Raw genomic sequence first — 17,236 nt, 5'->3', positions numbered from 1 at the left:
GGACTGACCGGACGAGGGGTGACGGGGCGCGGTATGGGCGGCACACTGGTCGGGTGTCCGCCCTGGGATCCCTCACCCGCCGTCTCGGTCACCAGCGTTGGTTCGGCGCCACCATGCGCCTGCTCGTCCCCGCCGACCGCCTGGTCGGCCGGATGACGAAGGGTCGCGTGGTCGCCTTCGGGCTCGTGCCCACACTGGTGCTCACCTCCACCGGCCGCCGCTCTGGCAAGCCCCGCAGCAACCCCCTCGTGTACGTCCCCGACGGCGACGCCTACGTGGTGATCGGCTCGAACTGGGGGCAGCAGCACCAGCCGTCCTGGACGTTCAACCTGATGGCCGACCCGGCCGCCAAGGTGGACGTCAAGGGACGCCGGATTCCGGTCACCGCCGAGCAGGTCGCCGGCGAGGAACGGGAACGGCTGTTCCAGCGGCTGGTGCAGGAGTGGCCCGCGTACCGCACGTACGTCGAGCGGGCCGGTGGCCGCGAGATCCGCGTGTTCCGCCTGGTCCCGAAGAGCGAATCGGCCACCTGAGCGCTCGCCGCGCCCCGCTAGAGCTAGAGCGCGTCGTAGACGTCGCTGCGGTGGCCGAGCTGCACGACCAGCACGATCAGTTCCTCGTCGCGGACTGTGTACACCACGCGGTAGGAGCCGACGCGGATGCGTAGGAGGCCCGGATGCCCGGCGAGCGCTTTGACACCGGCGGGCCGGGGTTCGGCCGCGAGATCGGCGATCGCGCCGACGAGGCGAGCCTGCACCGGACGGTCGAGCTTGCGGAGGAGCTTGGCGGCGGCGCGCTCAATTCTGACCGTGTAGCTGGACGGTGTACGCCCGCTCACAGGCCCAGCTCTTTCCGTAGGTCAGTGAGAGAGACCGGCGACTCACCAGCATCCAGACGGGCCAGGGCGGCTCGCGCGGCCTCTACGTCGATCGCGTCCTCGGCGCGTTCGATCGCCTCGGCGATGTCCGCCGGGACAATGGCAGCCAGCCGCTGCCCGCGACGAGTGACGTAGGTGATGCGGCCGGCGTAGTGAGCACGTGATACGACATCTGCGAGATTCTCGCGAGCGTCGGAGATCGGAAGCTCGGCAGCAGGCTCGGTCATACCTGAAGCGTACAGCTCGTACGAGTCGTACAACTGGAACTGACGACATTGCGGATTGGCGGTGGCCTTGGCCGGCGAACGAGACGCCGAGCGGCGTCCGGACGACCCACGGTGGCAGGTGGCCGAGCGGGTCGGTGACGCCGTCCTGCGGCGGTTCCCGGCCGACGTGCTGGCGGTCGCCGTACACGGTCCGCTCGCGCACGGCGACGACGACGGCGGGGACCGCGAGGTCGGCCTGCTGGTCGTCACCTACCGGCCGGGCGCCGGACCGCCGCCCGCCACCCGGCGGGTCGACGGGGTGCTCGTCGACCTCACGGTGGCCGCGGCGGACGACTACCTGCGCCGGGCGACGACGATCACGTCCCGCTGGCCGCTGGCCGCGGACCGGTACGTCACCACCCGTGCCCTGCACGACCCGACCGGATGGCTGCCGAAACTGCGCGACGAGCACCTGGCGCGGCTGGCACGGGCCCGGCCGGCGGAGTTCACCGGGGCAGCCCGGCAGGCGTGGTACCGGGGCAGCGCGGCGCACGCCCGCGCGTTGCGGCTGGCCGAGTGGTACGAGACGGATCAGGCGCTGCTCATGCTCGGCGAGGCGCGGCTGGCCGCCGCCACAGTGCAGGGGCTGTTCAGCCGCACCTACTTCCGCGACCCGGGGGACGCGGTGCGGCGTACCGGGCTGGCCGGGGCGGACATGACCGAGGTGGGCGCGGCGCTCACCCGCCAGGCCGAGGAACTGGCCGCCCGGGGGCGGCCGGTCGACGGCACCATCGACGACCTGCTGTCCGGCTGACAGCTCGCCGACGGCTGACGGTCGCGGACGGTTCAGCGTCAGCCGATGCCGCCGCCGACGCCGATCAGCGCGCCGATCAGGTAGGTCGCGCCGGCCGCCAGCGCGCCGAGCAGCAACTGCCGCAGGCCGCTGCGCCACCAGGCGCGGTTGGTGAACCGGGCCACGATCGCCCCGGCGACGAAAAGTCCCACGCCGCCGACGGCGAGCGCCAGCCAGAGGCTGGTGAAGCCGAGCAGGTACGGCAGCAGCGGCACCAGCGCGCCGACGGAGAAGCAGACGAACGACGAGATCGCGGCGGCCCACGGGCTGGGCTGGTCGTCGGGGTCGACGCCCAGTTCCTCCCGGACGTGTACGCGCAGCGCCTCCTCCGGGTTGGCGCGTACCGCCTCGGCGACCTGCGTGGCCAGCTCGCGGGGCAGTCCGCGGGCGACCCAGGCGTCGGCGAGTTCGCGGGCCTCGGCCTCCGGGTGGCGTTCCAGCTCGCGCCGCTCCTTGGCCACCTCGGCGGCGACCTGCTCGTTCGCGGACCGGACGCTCGTGTATTCGCCGAGGCCCATCGAGATGGCGCCGGCCACCAGGCCGGCCGTACCGGTGAGCACCACGCTGCGCGGGGACACCCCGCCGCCGCCCACACCGGCAATCAGCGCGATGTTGGTGACCAGCCCGTCCATCGCGCCGAAGACGGCCGGACGCAGCCAGCCGCCGGAGACGTCCGCGTGGTGCGCCTCGCGCAGCGCCGCCGGGGTCTCGGTCACGGCAGCGTCAGGATCTCGTAGCCGTCGTCGGTCACGACGATGGTGTGCTCGAACTGGGCCGTCCACCTGCGGTCCTTGGTGACCACCGTCCAACCGTCGTCCCACATGTCGTACTGGTAGGTGCCGAGCGTGATCATCGGCTCGACGGTGAACGTCATGCCGGGCTCCATCACGTCGGTGGGGCGCGGGCTGTCGTAGTGCGGCACGTAGAGGCCACTGTGGAACGCCTCGCCGATACCGTGCCCGGTGAAGTCGCGGACCACGCCGTAGCCGAAGCGCTTCGCGTACGACTCGATCACCCGGCCGATGACGTTGATCTGCCGCCCCGGGGCGATGGCCTTGATGCCGCGCATCATCGCCGTGTGGGTCCGCTCGACCAGCAGGCGGGCCTCCTCGCTCACCTCGCCCACGCAGAACGTGGCGTCGGTGTCGCCGTGCACGCCGTTCAGGAACGCGGTCACGTCGACGTTGATGATGTCGCCGTCCTGGAGCACGGTGGTGTCGGGGATGCCGTGGCAGATCACCTCGTTGATGCTGGTGCAGCACGACTTGGGAAAGCCCCGGTAGCCGAGCGTCGACGGGTAGGCGCCGTGGTCGCAGAGGAACTCGTGCACCACCCTGTCGATCTCGTCGGTGGTCACCCCGGGCTTGCAGTGCTCACCGGCGAGCTGGGTGGCCTGGGCGGCGAGACGCCCCGCCACGCGCATCTTCTCGATGGTCTCCGGCGTCTGCACGTGCGAGCCGCGCCACTGGAGCGGGCGCTTCTTACCCACGTACTCCGGACGCGGGATGTGGGCGGGAACCGCTCGCCACGGGGAGAGCGTGCCGGGGGTCAGCGGCGCACGGACGGTCATGGCGCAAGCCTATCGCCGGGGCCGGTGTGCCCCCCGCCACAGGCCCGCCGGGCAGGTTGTTGCCGCGCCGCAAACGCTGTGCCATTGTTGCTCCGTGGATCAAGGGGGCGCGGCGCCCGTCTTCTCCGTGACCGCGCAGGTCGACGGCGACCATCTGCGCGTCCAGGTGACCGGGGAGGTCGACATGGCGACCGCCGACACCATGTTCCAGACCGCGCTCCGCGAGCCCGCCAAGCGGCTCACGCTCGACCTGCGGGCGGTCACCTTCTTCGACTCGGCCGCCATCCACGCGGTGGTCCGGCTCGCCCAGCGGTTCCCGGACGCGTTGACAGTGCTGCCGTCCCCGCAGGTCCGCCGCGTGCTGGACATCTCCGGCCTGGGCGAACAGGACTGGCTGGCCGGCTAGTCGGTCAGCCGGCGGCGCAGCGTCAGTTCGGTGCCGTTCGCGGTACGGGTCACTGTCATCTCCCCCAGCGCCTGGATCAGCGCCAGCCCGCGTCCCCGGAAGCTCGACCCGCTCGACTCCCGCCAGCGTCCGCTGTCCCGGATCGTCGCGGTGACCGTACGGCCGGCGATCGTCACCTCGACCTCGATCGTCGGGTCCATCGGGTCGACCGGGTGCTCGATCGCGTTCGCCGCCGCCTCGGAGACCGCCACCGTCAGGTCGAACAGGTCGGTCTCGCCGACGTGGTGGGCGACGAGGAAGTCCTCCAGCCGCTTGCGCAGCACACTGAGCCGGGTCGGGTCGGCGGGCAGGCGCAGCGCGAAGCGGTTCAGCTCGGCCGCCTCCAGCGCGAGCACCGCCACGTCGTCGTGCCGGGACCGCCCGGCCACCCGCGCCATGACGGCGTCGACCAGGTCGGCCACGTGCCCGGCGCGCGCCGTCGCGTCCGCCCGCAACTGGCCCAGCCCGGCGTCGATGCCCGCGGACCGGTCCTCGATCAGGCCGTCGGTGTAGAGCAGGAGCCGGCTGCCCGGCGCGAGTTCCCCCTCGGCGGTCGGATAGGCCGTGCCGGGAATCGCCCCGATCGGCGGTCCGAGGGCCCGGTCGTGCAGGAACGCCACGTCGTTTCCTCGGATCAGCAGGGGTGAGGGGTGACCCGCGCTGGCGTACCGGATCCGGCCGGTGCGCGGGGAGAAGCCGAGGCAGACCACTGTGGCGAAGGAGCCGCTGCCGACGGAGTGGACCAGCCGGTTGAGCCGGGTCAGCGCCTCGCCCGGGTCGTAGCCCTCCAGGACGTACGCCCGCAGCGCGTTGCGGAGCTGGCCCATCGCCGCGGCGGCCCGCACACCCTTGCCCACCACGTCGCCGATGACCAGCACCAGGTCGTCGTCGGTGGTGGCCATCACGTCGTACCAGTCGCCGCCGACCTCCACGTCGGCGCTGCCGGGCAGGTAGCGGCTGGCCACCACCGCGCCGGGCAACTGCGGCAGCGTACGCGGCAGCAGGCTGTGCTGGAGCGTGGTGGCGATGTGGTGCTCGGCCTCGTAGAGCTGGGCGTTCTCCAGCCGTACGCCGATCAGCCGGGCCAGTTCGGCCAGCGCCGCCTCCTCGGTGCCGCCGCCCTCCCGGCGCCACACCCGCAGCTCGCCGAGCTGCTCGCCGGACGTGCCGGTGAGCGGCAGCACCACAGTCGGCTCGGCGGGCAGGTCGCCGCCGGCGTCCTCCTCGTGGCGTGCCCCGGTGGCGGTGACCCGGACGCGTCCGGCCTCGGCCAGGCGCAGCGCGTGCCGCGCGGCCACCCGGACCACCTCGGCGGTGGACCGGGCGGTGTTGATCTCCACGGCGGCGTCGGCGAGTGCCCGCAGCCGGCGGATGATCTGCCCGCGCAACTGACCCAGTTCGACGTTGGCCCGGACCCGGGCCACCAGCTCCTGGCTGGAGAAGGGCTTGGTCAGATAGTCGTCGGCCCCGGTGGACAGGCCGGCGACCTCCTCGGCGGCGCCGGCCCGCGCGGAGAGCAGCACGATCGGCACGTACCGGGTGGCCGGCGCGGCCCGCAGCGCGGTGACCAGCCCGAAGCCGTCCAGCCGGGGCATCATCACGTCGGTCAGCACCAGGTCGAACGGGGTCTCGACGGCCAGCCGCAACGCCTCCACGCCGTCCGGCACGGCCACCACCTCGTACGCCGGGGAGAGTAGCCGGACGACGTGTTCACGCAGGTCGGGGTTGTCGTCGGCGAACAGGACGCGGCCGGAGCCACCCGGCGTGCCGGACGGCTCCGGCAGCCCGGCGGGGCGGGCCACCTCGTCAGTCCAGAGCGCCGTCTCGGCGACGTACAGCCGGGCCTGTTCCGGTTCGCTCGGCGGCACCGGGGACAGCGCGGCCACGTGGTCGGCGGGCAGGTGCGCGTACCCGAACGGCAAGGTCACCGTGAACGTGGTGCCCCGCTCGACGACGCTGTGCGCGGTCACCGTGCCGCCGTGCATCTCGACCAGCTCGCGGACCAGGGCGAGCCCGATTCCGGTGCCCTCGTGGGTACGCGAGCGCGTACCGGCCACCCGGTGGAACCGCTCGAAGACCTGCGGCAGTTCCTCCGGCGCGATGCCGACGCCGGTGTCGGTGACCTCCAGCACGGCGGCCCCGTCGGCGGCACGCGTCCGGACCCGGATCTCGCCGTCGAAGGTGAACTTCACCGCGTTCGACACCAGGTTGAGGACGATCTTCTCCCACATGTCCCGGTCGGCGTAGACCGGTGCGGGCAGCGGCGGGCAGTCCACCACCAGGCGCAGCCCGGCCCGCTCGGTGGCCGAGCGGAACGTGCTGGCCAGGCGGGAGGTGTAGTCGGACAGGTCGGTGGGCTGGTAGCGGGCGGCCAGCCGACCGGACTCCAGCCGGGAGAAGTCGAGCACCGTGTTGACGAGCTTGAGCAGGCGCAGCCCGTTGCGGTGCATGACGGTCAACCGGTCGAGGTAGCGCTCGGGCAGCTCCCGGTCGGCGAGCATCTCCTCCAGCGGGCCGAGGACCAGCGTCAGCGGGGTACGGAACTCGTGGCTGACGTTGGCGAAGAAGTTGGTCTTGGCGCGGTCCAGCGCGGCCAGCTCGGCGGCCCGGGCGCGTTCGTGCTCGTACGCCCGCTGCTTGCCCACCGCGCGGGAGACCTGCGCGGCGACCAGGTCGACGAAGTCGCGGTAGTCGTCGGTGAACGGCAGCCGGCGGGACATCCCGAGCAGCAGCACTCCCGCCGGCTCGTTGGTGGCGGTCAGCGGCAGCAGGAGCGCCTGATCGGCGGCGTCCGGCGGCACCGCGCCGGGCAGGTCGGCGGTGGCGATCCAGCGCGGCTCGGTGAGCGGCCCGTCGCCGGGCGGTCCGGGCGGCGGGCCGGCGACGGTGGCCGGGTCCACCCCGGTGCAGCCGGCCGGCACCAGCGTCCCGTCCTCACCCTGGAACCAGACCGCGCTGAACGGCACGTCGGCGCGGTGGGCGTCGAGCACCCGGGCGACGGCGCCGCCCAGTTCGATCAGGCCCGGCACGTCGCCCAGCTCGTTGCCCAGCTCCGCGAGGACGCGCAGCCGGCGTTCGCCGAGCACCCGGCCGGTGGTCTCGTTGACGAAGCAGAAGATCCCGCTGACGGTGCCGTCGGCGTCGCGGATCGGGTCGTACGAGACGTCGAAGTAGACGTCCTCCAGGAAGCCGTGCCGGTTGATCACGAAGGGGTGGTTCTCGCCCCGGTACGGCACGCCGGTGCGGCGTACCCCGTCCAGCAGCGGGCCGAGCACCTCCCAGGTCTCCGCCCAGTGCCGGCGTGCGGCCTGCCCGATCACGGCCGGGTGCTTGTCGCCGATGGTCGGCCGGTAGGCGTCGTTGTAGAAGGCCAGATGGTCCTCGCCCCAGAACACCACCATCTGCGCGCGGGACGACAGCATGGTGCTCACCGCGTGGCAGAGCGCGGCGGGCCAGCTGTCCGGTGTACCGAGGGCGGTGGTCGACCAGTCGAACCCGCGCAGCCGCTCGCCCATCTCGCCACCGGCGGCGAACGCCGCGGTCAGCAGCGGTGGGAATGACGCCTCGCCGGCCGACGGGGACGAACGACCGTCCTCCCCGTCCCCCAGGGCCGAGCCCATGTAGCCTCCCGCTCCGGCCATGATCACGACGGTCGGCGATCTCCGCCGACCGTCCCCGCGTACTACCCCGACGGAGGAGCAACGTAACGCACCCGTACCGTTCGACGCTGCTTACCTCCGCCTCATCCTGGCGTAACCGACGCCGTGGGGCGACTCGGGCGGTCCTCGCCGGGTCGGCGGGACCGCCGATTCGGCTGCCCTCACCTACGGAACGCGGGTGTGTGATCTGGCCGACATCGCGGCCCGGACCAGCGCGGCCACCGGCCGCGGGTCGGCCTCGTTCTCCGGATGCCACTGCACCCCGAGCACGAAGCGCCGCGCCGGGTCCTCCACCGCCTCGATCACCCCGTCGTCGGCCCAGCCGGTGACCGACAGGCCGCCGGGGTCGGCCACCGCCTGATGGTGGTACGAGTTGACCCGGTCCACCCCGGCCATCACCTCGGCGGCCCGGCTGCCGGCGGCGAAGCGCACCGGGTGCGACCCGTACACGCCCGGCGCGGGGCGGTGCCCGTCGTGCCCGACCACGTCCGGCAGGTGCTGGTGCAACAGGCCGCCGTACGCCACCGCGAGCAGTTGCATCCCCCGGCACACGCCCAGCACGGGCAGGTCCGCGGCGAGCGCGGCGGTCAGCAGCGTCGTCTCCCCGGCGTCACGCTCCGGGCGGCTCTCGGTACGCGGGTCCGGCGGCTCGCCGTACCGCTCCGGGCCGACGTCCGCGCCGCCGGCCAGCAGCAGCCCGTCCAGCAGCCCCAGCACGTCCGCGTCCGCGTCGTCGGGGGGCAGCACCACGGCCCGGCCGCCCGCCGCGGTGACCGACCGGACGTACGCGTGCGGCACGAGCGTCGCCGGCACGTCCCGCCACACCGCCCAGCCGGCCGGTTCGACGTACGCGGTGATGCCGATGACGGGCCTCACAGTGCAGGCCTGGTTCGCGACTGCGGGGCTCGCAACCCCGGCTCACTCCTCGCGCTCACAGTGCAGGCCTGGTTCGCGACTGCGGGGCTCGCAACCCCGGCTCACTCCTCGCGCTCACAGTGCAGGCCTGGTTCGCGACTGCGGGGCTCGCAACCCCGGCTCACTCCTCGCGCTCACAGTGCAGGCCTGGTTCGCGACTGCGGGGCTCGCAACCCCGGCTCACTCCTCGCGCTCACAGCGGAGTGACGTACGCGCCGGTGATGCCGCCGTCGACGACGAACTGCGCGGCGGTCATGAACGAGGCGTCGTCGCTGGCGAGGAACGCCACCGCGGCGGCGATCTCGGTGGGATCGCCGAACCGGCCCATCGGCACGTGCACCAGCCGCCGGGCGGCCCGCTCCGGGTCCTTGGCGAACAGCTCCAGCAGCAGCGGCGTGGCCACCGGCCCGGGGCACAGCGCGTTTACCCGGATGCCCTCGCGGGCGAACTGCACGCCCAGCTCCCGGGTCATCGCCAGCACGCCGCCCTTGCTCGCCGTGTACGCGATCTGCGAAGTGGCCGCGCCCATCAGCGCCACGAACGAGGCGGTGTTGATGATCGAGCCCTTGCCCTGCCGGCGCATGTGCGGGATGACGTACTTGCAGCACAGGTACACGCTCGTGGTGTTGACCCGCAGCACCCGTTCCCAGGCGTCCAGGCCGGTCTCCAGGATGGAGTCGTCGTCCGGGGGCGAGATGCCGGCGTTGTGGAACGACACGTCCACCCGGCCGTGCCGCCGCACCACCCCGTCGAACAGGTCGCGGACCGCCGTCTCGTCGGCCACGTCGGCGGCGACGAACTCGCCGTCCACCTCCTGCGCGGCCCGGGTGCCGGCGTCGGCGTCGATGTCCACGCAGACCACCCGGGCGCCCTCGGCGGCGAAGCGCCGCACGGTGGCCAGCCCGATGCCGCTGCCCGCGCCGGTCACCACCGCCACCCGGTCGGAAAGCCGTCCCTGCACTGTGATCACTCCTCGGTGCCGATGAACACGTTCTTGACGTCGGTGAAGGCGTGCAGCGCGTCCGGACCCAGCTCCCGGCCCAGGCCGGAGCGTTTCATCCCGCCGAACGGGGTCCAGTAGCGCACCGAGGAGTGCGAGTTGACGCTCAGGTTGCCGGACTCGACCGCGCGGGCCACCCGAACCGCGCGCCCGACGTCCCGGGTCCAGATCGAGCCGGACAGGCCGTACTCGGTGTCGTTGGCGAGCCGGATCGCGTCCGCCTCGTCGTCGAACGGCAGCACCGAGACGACCGGGCCGAAGACCTCCTCCCGCCAGTGCCGGTCCGCCGGGGAGCCGGCGAGCAGCACGGTCGGGGCGTACCAGAAGCCGGGGCCCTCGGGGCACGAGCCGGTGAAGGCGACGTCCGCCCCGTCGACGTACCCGGCGACCCGGTCCCGGTGCGCGGCGGAGATCAGCGGGCCCATCTCGGCCGTCTCCCGGGCCGGGTTCTCCACCCGAACCGCCCGTACGGCCGGTTCGAGCAGTTCCAGGAAGCGGTCGTACACCCGGCGCTGGACCAGGATCCGGGAGCGGGCGCAGCAGTCCTGGCCGGCGTTGTCGAAGACCGCGTACGGCGCGGTGGCCGCCGCCTTCTCCAGGTCCGCGTCGGCGAAGACGATGTTTGCCGACTTGCCGCCCAGCTCCAGCGTCACCCGCTTCACCTGGTTCGCGCAGCCGGCCATGATCCGGGTGCCGACCTCGGTCGAGCCGGTGAAGCAGATCTTGCGGACCGCCGGGTGGGTGACGAACCGCTCGCCGACCACGCTGCCCTGGCCGGGCAGCACTGTGAACACGCCGTCGGGCAGGCCGGCGTCGCGGGCCAGTTCGGCCAGGCGCAGCGCGGTCAGCGGGGTCAGCTCGGCCGGCTTCAGCACCACCGTGTTGCCGGCGGCGAGCGCCGGGGCGAAGCCCCAGCCGGCGATCGGCATCGGGAAGTTCCACGGCACGATCACGCCGACCACGCCCAGCGGCTCGTGGAACGTGACGTCGAGCCCGCCGGGCACCGGGATCTGCTGGCCGGTCAGCCGTTCCGGCGCGCCCGCGTAGTAGTCGAGCACGTCGCGGACGTTGCCCGCCTCCCAGCGCGCGTTGCCGATGGTGTGCCCGGCGTTGCGCACCTCCAGGAGAGCCAGCTCCTCCAGGTGCGCGTCGACCTGGGCGGCGAACCGCCGCAGCAGCCGCCCCCGATCCCCCGGGGCCACCCGACGCCACGACTCGAACGCCACGGCGGCACGCGCGACAGCCGCATCCACGTCCGCCACGGAGTACCCCGGAACAACCCCGATCCCCGCCCCGTCAACCGGCGAGATCACCTCACCCACGCGCCCCCCTCCCCCTCTCACCTCGGCGATCTTGCAGTTGCCGCCCCGGCAAAAGCCGCGTATCGCCCGCACCGAGGGCCGCAAGTGCAAGATCGCGCGGGCTGGAGGGAAGGCGGCGGGCGTCAGAGACGTTCGAAGCCACGGGTCAGCTCCCAGTCCGTCACCGCGGCGTCGAAGGCGGTCAGCTCGACCTTCGCCTGGTTGGCATAGTGGTCGGCCACCTCGTCGCCGAACGCCGCCCGGGCCACCTCCGAGCGCTGCCACAGGTCGAGCGCGTCACGCAACGTAGTGGGCACCCGCTCGGCGTCCGGGTCGTCGTACGCGTTGCCGGTGCACTCGTCGGCCAGCTCCAGCTCGTTCTCGATGCCGTGCACCGCCCCGGCCACCAGCGCGGCGATCGCCAGGTACGGGTTGACGTCGGCCCCCGGCACCCGGTTCTCCACCCGCATCCCCTGCCCGTGCCCGACCAGCCGCAACGCGCAGGTGCGGTTGTCGGTGCCCCAGCGCAGCGCGGTCGGCGCGAACGAGCCGGGCTGGTAGCGCTTGTACGAGTTGATGTTCGGCGCGAAGAACAGGCTGAACTCGCGCATGGTGGCGAGCAGCCCGGCCAGCACCCGCTGACCGGTGACGCTCAGGTGCGCCGGCCCGTCCCCCAGCATCGCCGACGAGCCGGAGGCGTCGCGCAGCGAGAAGTGGATGTGGCAGGAGTTGCCCTCCCGCTCGTTCGGCTTCGCCATGAACGTGATCGACATGCCCTCCTGGGCGGCGATCTCCTTCGCGCCGTTCTTGTAGATGACGTGGTGGTCGGCGCAGCGCACCGCCTCGTCGTACCGGAAGGCGATCTCGTGCTGGCCGAGGTTGCACTCGCCCTTCGCGCTCTCCGGGGTGAGCCCGGCGCCGGCCATCTCGGTGCGGATGCGGCGCAGCAGCGGCTCGACCCGGGCGGTGCCGAGCAGCGAGTAGTCGACGTTGTACTGGTTGGCCGGGGTCAGGTCACGGTAGCCGCGCCGCCACGCCTCCTCGTACGAGTCGCGGTAGAGCACGAACTCCAGTTCGGTGCCGGCGTACGCGGTCAGCCCGTGCGCGGCCAGCCGGTCGAGCTGGCGGCGCAGGATCTGCCGGGGCGAGGCGACCACCGGGCCGGAGCCGTCCAGCCACTCCAGGTCGGCCAGCAGCAGCGCGGACCCGGGCTGCCAGGGCATCCGGCGCAGCGTGTCCAGGTCGGGGCGCATGGCGAAGTCGCCGTAGCCGCGTTCCCAGCTCGACATCGCGTACCCGTCGACGGTGTTCATGTCGACGTCCACGGCGAGCAGGTAGTTGCAGCCCTCGCTGCCGTGCGTGACCACCTGGTCGAGGAAGAAGGGCGCGTGGAACCGCTTGCCCTGCAATCGGCCCTGCATGTCGGTGAGGGCGAGCACCACCGTGTCGATCTCACCCTCGGTGACGGCGACCCGCAACTGTTCCAGCGAGAGCGGCGTTTGCTTCATCAGGGGCCTCCATCACCAAGGTCTACTGGCAAACCGGATCACCGTCAATGCCCCGGCGAGGCCGGGTGCGAAACCGAGGAGCGCACATGCGCCGTCGTACCGTCGCGGTCGTCGCCGCCGTCCTCGCGATCGTGCTGGCCGCGACCGACGCCCACGCCGACCGCCGGCCGACCGGCCGCCCGGCCGCGGACGGCCCGAACCTGCCGGTCCCCGCCGACGCGCACCAGCGCCCGGTCGCGCTCGACCTGCACGCCGGCTGGTCCGGCTACGACCTGACCCGTCCCCGCGTCGTCGCGACCGGGCTGGAAGCGCCGTGGGGGCTGGACTTCCTGCCCGACGGCAGCGCCCTGGTCGCGCAGCGGGACGACGGCACGATCCTGCGCGTACGCCCGGGTCGCCCGGCCCGGCAGGTGGCCCGCATCGCCGACGTGGCCGCGGGCGGCGAGGCGGGTCTGCTCGGCCTGGCGGTCTCCCCCGGGTACCGCCGCGACCGGTGGGTCTACGCCGCCTACACCACCGCTGCCGACATCCGGATCGTCAGGTTCCGCCTCGGCTCGTCGCGGCCGCCGCAGGTGCTGGTGAGCGGCATCGCCCGCAGCCCCGTCCACGACGGCGGCCGGATCGCGTTCGGCCCCGACGGCATGCTCTACGCCGGGATCGGCGACGCCGGGGTGGCCGCCCGCGCGCAGAACCTGACCAGCCGCAACGGCAAGATCCTGCGGATCCGCCCGGACGGCGGCGTGCCCGCCGGCAACCCGTTCCCCGGCTCACTCGTCTACAGCTACGGCCACCGCAACGTGCAGGGCCTCGCCTGGGACCGGCAGGGGCGGCTGTTCGCCACCGAGTTCGGGCAGAGCACCTGGGACGAGGTGAACCGGATCGTGCCCGGCGGCAACTACGGCTGGCCGCTGGCCGAGGGCGTCGCCGGTGACCCCCGGTTCCGCGACCCGGTCGTCGTCTGGCCGCCCGCGCAGGCGTCCCCGAGCGGCGCCGCGTTCACCAGGGGCACGCTCTACGTCGCCGCGCTGCGCGGCGCCCGGCTCTGGGCGGTGCCCGTCGACGCCGCCGGCCGCGTCGGCGTACCGGTGGCGGAGCTGGCCGGCACCTACGGCCGCCTGCGTACCGTCGAGGTCGCGCCCGACGGCGCGCTGTGGGTCGCGACCAGCAACCGCGACGGCCGCGGCACCCCGGCGGCCGGCGACGACCGCATCCTCCGCTTCCCGCTCACCCACCGCCGCCCCACGATCTGACCCCTGGGGTACGCGGACAGCCCGGCGACTCACATCGGCTGGACCCAGGCGGATCGCCACTGCGGGGACGGGTCCGCTCCGAGGCTCGTCCAGTACTCCCGCCCCTCGACGATCCGCCCGTCGCGCACGGTCCAGAACGACGCGACCCGGTGCACGCCCATTCCCTCGTGCGGCACCTCCACCTCGGACACCACAGTGTCGCCCGCTGCCACCACCCGCAGCACCCGGATCGACCAACCTTCCGGGTACTCGGCGTTGACCTTCACGTAGTTGTCGCGGCCGACGATCCGCTCGGCGCTGACCGGCCACTCGACCACCACGTCGTCGGCCAGCACCTCGCCGACGCCGGCCCAGTCCCGGGCCTGCATGCGATCCCACAACGCGCGTACCACAGCTTCCGCCTCCATGGCCGGATCATGGCAGCCTACACCGACAGCTACGACGGCTCGGCGGGCTCGGGCTCGGGCTGATCGACGGTGCGGCGCGGGCCGGTGAACCACTTGCGGGCCGAGGCGTACCACCAGATGGCGACGCCGAGCAGCACGCCGCCGACCGCGATGGGCGCGTAGTTCACCGCCGTCCAGCTGAAATCCGGGTTGCCGGGCACACCCGCCGGGACGATCGGCAGCACGAAGTAGACCGAGATGACGGCGATCTCGACCACCGCGATCCAGCCGAGCAGCTTGTAGCGCCGGCCGAGCGTCCAGGGGCCCGGGGTGAACCGGTCGCCCATCCGCAGCCGCAGGAAGATCGGGATGATGAAGGACAGGTAGAGCCCGATCACCGCGACCGACACCACCGCGTAGAACGCGACCGGGATGCCGCCGCGCTGGTAGAGCGCGGGCAACGTGAGCACCAGCCCGGCCAGCGTCGCGCCGATGATGGCGTTGACGGGCGTGCCGTTGCGGTTCACCCTCGACCACAGCCGCCAGCCGGGCACCGCGCGGTCCCGGCTGAAGGCGTACGCCATCCGCGACATCGACGTCACGCAGCTCATCCCGCAGAAGAACTGCCCGATGGTGGAGATGATGATGACGGCCTTGAAGAAGAACGGCGTCAGCGCCGACTCGAAGATCGCCCCGGAGAAGCCGCCCGCCTCGTTGATCGCGTCCACGTCGGTGGCCGCGAACAGGAACGCCAGCAGCAGGATCCAGCCGCCCACCGCGGAGTAGAAGATCGACCGCCACAGCCCCTGGGCGGCGGCCTTGGACGCGCCCCGGGTCTCCTCGGAGACATGCGCGCAGGCGTCGAAGCCGGTGATCGTGTACTGCGTGAGCAGGAAGCCCAGCGGCAGCACGTAGAACCAGAACGCCAGCCCGCCGGTGTCGCCGTCACCGAAGCCGGAGTTGTTGAACCGCTCGGTGAACACGAACTTGAAGCTCTGGTGGTCGTCCGGGACCAGAACCAGGATCAGCACCACAGCGGCCGCGCCTGCCACGTGCCACCAGACCGAGACGTTCTGGAGTACGTCGATGATGCGGTGCCCGTAGATGTTGATCAGCCCGTGCAGCGCGAGGATCACCACGAACAGCCCGAACGTCTGGTGCCCGGTGCCGGCCCAGCCGTCGAACAGCGCCGACAGCGTCAGGTTGAGGAACGTGGCGCAGCCGTAGTCGACCGACGCGGTCACCGCGACCAGCCCGATCAGGTTGAGCCAGCCGGTGAACCAGCCGTGCACCGGCCGGCCCATCTTCGCCGCCCACCAGTAGATCCCGCCCGCTGTCGGGTACGCCGACACCAGCTCGGCCAGGCAGAAGCCGATGATCAGGATGAACAGCGAGATCAGCGGCCAGCCCCAGGAGACCGCCACCGGGCCGCCGTTGTTCCACGCCTGGCCGAACGTGGTGAAGCAGCCGGCCAGGATCGAGATGATGGAGAACGAGATCGCGAAGTTGGAGAAGCCGCTCCACTTGCGGCGCAGCTCCTGCTTGTAGCCGAGTTCGGCGAGTCGTCGGGCGTCGTCGTCCATCGGCTGCTCGGCGGTCGGCGCGGGCGTCGTGGCCACTGCACACCTCCTCGAGGCGATGCTCGTGCGAGTGCTCGCAGTCTGCTCCCGGCCGATCAAGGCGGTCAATACGTACCCCGGTAATTGCGTTGTCGTCCGATCCCGCCCGAGGCATCATTGTGGGCGTGACCAGGCCCGACCCGACGGGCCGGCACCGGGCGCTCGGCAACGCCCGGTCCGCGGCGGCGCGCGGCGTCCACCTCTCTCTCACTGATGTACGGCGATCGGCCGTACCCTCCGGACGCCCCGCGCCGCCGCTCCCTACCGGCCGACGGTCACCGTCAGCCCGGGCGCGGCCACCTCCACCGGTCCGGCGAACCCGCGCCGCACGGCGGCCAGCGCCTCCCGCGGCTCCGTTCCCGGCCACAGGTGGGTGAGCAGCAGACGCCGCACCCCGGCCTCGGCGGCGTACCGGCCGACCTCGGCGGCGCTGGACAGGTTGCCCGCGTGCCGCTGCGGGATCTCGTCGGGATAGGTCGCCTCGGCGATCAGCAGGTCCGCGTCGCGGGCCAGCTCCACCAGCGCCGGGCTGTGTCCGGTGTCGCCGGTGTAGGCGAGCACCAGGCCCGCCGCCGAGAACCGGGCCCCGGCGTTCGGCACCCAGTGCGGCAACGCGAACGTCCGCACCTCGTACGGCCCCAGGCCCAGCGTCTCCCCCGGGGTGAATCCGGTCAGCCGGTGTCCGGGTTCGAGCAGGCCCGGCTCGTCGATCGCGAGCAGTCCGGCCAGGCTGCCCGTGGGGGCGTACACCGGCAGGGGCGGCCCGGACCGGTTCGCCAGCACCCGGGCGCGGACCAGCGGTTGCAGGTCCGCGCAGTGGTCGGGGTGGCCGTGGCTGACGTAGACGGCGTCGACGTGCTCCGTCCTCGTGAGCGCCAGCAACGGTTGCAGCGTCGCGTATCCGGGGTCGATCAGCAGCCGGAAGCCGTCGTGTTCGACGAGGAAGCCGGCGCAGGCCTGGTGGGCGGTGGGGTAGGCGCCGAGGCCGCCCAGGACGGTTGTCCGCATCCGGTCGACCGTACCGGCCGGGCGGTCGCCGGGTGGCCCGGCGACGGTCAGGCGAACAGCAGCCCTGCGACCCACAGCGCGGCGATCATCAGGCCGGCGGTGAACTCCAGGACCATCGACAGACCAGCCGCCTTGAGTGCCTGCACCGTGGCCGGCCAGGCGAGCCGGGTGTCGCCGAGCCGCAGCCGTTCGGCGCCGAAGATGCCGCCGACGAAGCCGATCGGCAGCCCGACCACCGGGATCACGAAGAACCCGACCACGCCGAGCAGCCCGCCTGCCAGCAGCGACGTGGTGGGCACCCCGGTCCGCTTCAGGTTGCGCCCCGGCCAGAGGTACTTGAGCACCGTGCCGCCGGCGGCGATCACCGTGGCGGCCGCGAGCACCGCCCAGCGGCCCGGCCCGGCGTCGCCGAACAGCGTCCACACCAGCACGCCGCCCCAGCACAGCGGCAACGCCGGCAGCCCCGGCACCACCACCCCGGCCAGGCCGGCGACGATCGCCAGCGCGGCGACCACCGACACCACGGCCTGCGAATCGGTGAGGCTCAACCGGTTCTCCCTTCCTCGCCTGCCGCGTCTGCGCGGGAGGTGTTAAGCGGGGCCCCCTCCTCTACCGGAGGCGTTAAGAGGGGGCCCTTCC

At 72.7% G+C, this 17,236-nt stretch carries 17 protein-coding genes; 4 read left to right on the top strand and 13 right to left on the bottom strand.

Going from position 1 to position 17,236, the window contains the following annotated elements:
* Window positions 1–53 precede the first annotated feature (53 nt).
* Window positions 54–533 (top strand): nitroreductase family deazaflavin-dependent oxidoreductase, encoded by a 480-nt coding sequence (locus KSK32_RS19840; RefSeq protein WP_216932554.1) that lies wholly within the window; start codon window positions 54–56, stop codon window positions 531–533.
* A gap of 23 nt (window positions 534–556) precedes the next feature.
* Here the strand turns inward: KSK32_RS19840 and KSK32_RS19835 are convergent, their stop codons facing one another.
* Together KSK32_RS19835 and KSK32_RS19830 are read right to left on the bottom strand one after the other, a co-directional pair.
* Entirely contained in the window at window positions 557–802 is a 246-nt protein-coding gene (locus KSK32_RS19835; RefSeq protein WP_308163801.1) for a type II toxin-antitoxin system RelE/ParE family toxin, read from the bottom strand.
* A 32-nt stretch (window positions 803–834) separates the two neighbouring features.
* On the bottom strand, window positions 835–1,104 hold the full coding sequence (locus tag KSK32_RS19830) for a type II toxin-antitoxin system prevent-host-death family antitoxin (RefSeq protein ID WP_216932552.1): 270 nt from the start codon (window positions 1,102–1,104) through the stop codon (window positions 835–837).
* A 67-nt stretch (window positions 1,105–1,171) separates the two neighbouring features.
* Between KSK32_RS19830 and KSK32_RS19825 the strand changes: the two genes are divergently transcribed.
* Window positions 1,172–1,897 carry a nucleotidyltransferase domain-containing protein gene (locus tag KSK32_RS19825; protein WP_216936233.1) on the top strand — a complete coding sequence of 242 codons (726 nt, stop codon included), beginning with the start codon at window positions 1,172–1,174 and terminating at the stop codon, window positions 1,895–1,897.
* Window positions 1,898–1,935: 38 nt separating this feature from the next.
* Here KSK32_RS19825 and KSK32_RS19820 read toward each other — a convergent pair whose 3' ends face one another.
* Window positions 1,936–2,652 (bottom strand): VIT1/CCC1 transporter family protein, encoded by a 717-nt coding sequence (locus tag KSK32_RS19820; RefSeq protein ID WP_216932551.1) that lies wholly within the window; start codon window positions 2,650–2,652, stop codon window positions 1,936–1,938.
* Window positions 2,649–3,506: a type I methionyl aminopeptidase gene (gene map, locus KSK32_RS19815; protein ID WP_216932550.1), complete on the bottom strand. Its 858-nt coding sequence runs from the start codon at window positions 3,504–3,506 to the stop codon at window positions 2,649–2,651. The genes KSK32_RS19820 and map overlap by 4 nt, the downstream gene beginning before the upstream one ends.
* A 94-nt stretch (window positions 3,507–3,600) precedes the next feature.
* Here map and KSK32_RS19810 point away from each other — a divergent pair, with 94 nt between their 5' ends.
* The gene (locus tag KSK32_RS19810) at window positions 3,601–3,912 is read left to right on the top strand and encodes an STAS domain-containing protein (RefSeq protein ID WP_216932549.1); all 312 of its coding nucleotides are present in this window, start codon (window positions 3,601–3,603) and stop codon (window positions 3,910–3,912) included.
* Here KSK32_RS19810 and KSK32_RS19805 read toward each other — a convergent pair.
* The 5 genes from KSK32_RS19805 to KSK32_RS19785 all read right to left on the bottom strand — a co-directional run bounded on the left by KSK32_RS19805 (window position 3,909) and on the right by KSK32_RS19785 (window position 12,334).
* Window positions 3,909–7,571 (bottom strand): SpoIIE family protein phosphatase, encoded by a 3,663-nt coding sequence (locus KSK32_RS19805; protein ID WP_216936232.1) that lies wholly within the window; start codon window positions 7,569–7,571, stop codon window positions 3,909–3,911. The genes KSK32_RS19810 and KSK32_RS19805 overlap by 4 nt on opposite strands.
* A gap of 204 nt (window positions 7,572–7,775) precedes the next feature.
* Window positions 7,776–8,486: a gamma-glutamyl-gamma-aminobutyrate hydrolase family protein gene (locus KSK32_RS19800; protein WP_216932548.1), complete on the bottom strand. Its 711-nt coding sequence runs from the start codon at window positions 8,484–8,486 to the stop codon at window positions 7,776–7,778.
* Window positions 8,487–8,718: 232 nt separating this feature from the next.
* Window positions 8,719–9,486 (bottom strand): 3-oxoacyl-ACP reductase, encoded by a 768-nt coding sequence (locus tag KSK32_RS19795; protein ID WP_216932547.1) that lies wholly within the window; start codon window positions 9,484–9,486, stop codon window positions 8,719–8,721.
* A 5-nt stretch (window positions 9,487–9,491) separates the two neighbouring features.
* On the bottom strand, window positions 9,492–10,838 hold the full coding sequence (locus KSK32_RS19790; RefSeq protein ID WP_374226753.1) for an aldehyde dehydrogenase: 1,347 nt from the start codon (window positions 10,836–10,838) through the stop codon (window positions 9,492–9,494).
* 131 nt (window positions 10,839–10,969) lie between these two features.
* A complete protein-coding gene (locus KSK32_RS19785; RefSeq protein ID WP_289256337.1) occupies window positions 10,970–12,334 on the bottom strand; it encodes a glutamine synthetase family protein in 1,365 nt (454 codons plus the stop codon).
* An 86-nt stretch (window positions 12,335–12,420) separates the two neighbouring features.
* On the opposite strand from KSK32_RS19785, the gene KSK32_RS19780 reads away from it, so the two are divergent.
* Entirely contained in the window at window positions 12,421–13,584 is a 1,164-nt protein-coding gene (locus KSK32_RS19780; protein ID WP_216932545.1) for a sorbosone dehydrogenase family protein, read from the top strand.
* A 29-nt stretch (window positions 13,585–13,613) separates the two neighbouring features.
* On the opposite strand, the gene KSK32_RS19775 is transcribed toward KSK32_RS19780, so the two are convergent.
* The 4 genes from KSK32_RS19775 to KSK32_RS19760 all read right to left on the bottom strand — a co-directional run bounded on the left by KSK32_RS19775 (window position 13,614) and on the right by KSK32_RS19760 (window position 17,145).
* A complete protein-coding gene (locus KSK32_RS19775; RefSeq protein WP_216932544.1) occupies window positions 13,614–13,991 on the bottom strand; it encodes a nuclear transport factor 2 family protein in 378 nt (125 codons plus the stop codon).
* A gap of 29 nt (window positions 13,992–14,020) precedes the next feature.
* Window positions 14,021–15,589 (bottom strand): amino acid permease, encoded by a 1,569-nt coding sequence (locus KSK32_RS19770; protein ID WP_216932543.1) that lies wholly within the window; start codon window positions 15,587–15,589, stop codon window positions 14,021–14,023.
* Window positions 15,590–15,850: 261 nt separating this feature from the next.
* On the bottom strand, window positions 15,851–16,597 hold the full coding sequence (locus KSK32_RS19765) for an MBL fold metallo-hydrolase (RefSeq protein WP_216932542.1): 747 nt from the start codon (window positions 16,595–16,597) through the stop codon (window positions 15,851–15,853).
* 47 nt (window positions 16,598–16,644) lie between these two features.
* Complete coding sequence (locus tag KSK32_RS19760; RefSeq protein ID WP_216932541.1) at window positions 16,645–17,145, bottom strand: DUF456 domain-containing protein; 501 nt, start codon at window positions 17,143–17,145, stop codon at window positions 16,645–16,647.
* Window positions 17,146–17,236: the final 91 nt, after the last annotated feature.

The organism is Micromonospora sp. WMMB482 (assembly GCF_019038635.1).
Taxonomy (GTDB): Bacteria; Actinomycetota; Actinomycetes; order Mycobacteriales; family Micromonosporaceae; genus Micromonospora; species Micromonospora marina.
This window is presented reverse-complemented; position numbering and strand designations above follow the sequence as displayed.